Origin of the sequence: Gardnerella sp. 30-4, assembly GCF_001641215.1 — a bacterium.
Classification (GTDB): domain Bacteria; phylum Actinomycetota; class Actinomycetes; order Actinomycetales; family Bifidobacteriaceae; genus Bifidobacterium; species Bifidobacterium leopoldii.
Map to the genome: position 1 here is coordinate 1 of NZ_LXJL01000178.1, position 634 is coordinate 634.

General features: G+C 38.3%; 1 protein-coding gene. It reads right to left on the bottom strand.

Translation table 11 applies throughout. The annotated features are described in order from the left end of the window. Window positions 1-33 precede the first annotated feature (33 nt). Window positions 34-573: an arginine repressor gene (locus A5294_RS06480; protein ID WP_032842537.1), complete on the bottom strand. Its 540-nt coding sequence runs from the start codon at window positions 571-573 to the stop codon at window positions 34-36. Window positions 574-634: the final 61 nt, after the last annotated feature.

Below are 634 nucleotides of genomic sequence, written 5' to 3' on the forward strand. Positions count from 1 at the left end.
TTTAAATAGCCACAATATTTCTTAATAAATTGTTTAACGAGAAGCTACTGAAAGCATCCAATTTGCTCGATTTTCAGCTTCTTCATTTGAAACGCAAACCATAATAACTGTATCATCTCCAGCAACTGATCCTAAAATACCTTTCAAAGGCTGACGATCTATAACACTTGCAACGTATTGTGCAGCGCCGGATGGAGTGTGAATAACAACAATATTATTTGCATGCCCAACTTCAGTGACAAGACCTGCTAAAGTGCGAGCAACTTGCTGATCAATTCGCACAGTATCCATAGCATGACGATTGCCAGTACCATCGCCAAGCACATACGCAATCCTGCCATCCGTCAATCGAATTTTAACGGCATTTAACTCATCTAAATCTCGGCTCAAAGTAGCTTGAGTAACATTAAAACCATGACGCGCCAACACTTTAGCGAGTTGAGATTGAGAAGTAATCACTTCTGCCAGTAACGCTTGTTCAATAGCGTTTAAACGCGCTGCTTTTGTTGCAGGACGTTGCTGTTTTATTGACACTTCGTTATTTGATTCTGCATCCGTTTCTGGATTCATCATAGTTTTATCAAAACCTTTCATAAACATATTTTCAATTAAATATATACGAATATGTGTATAC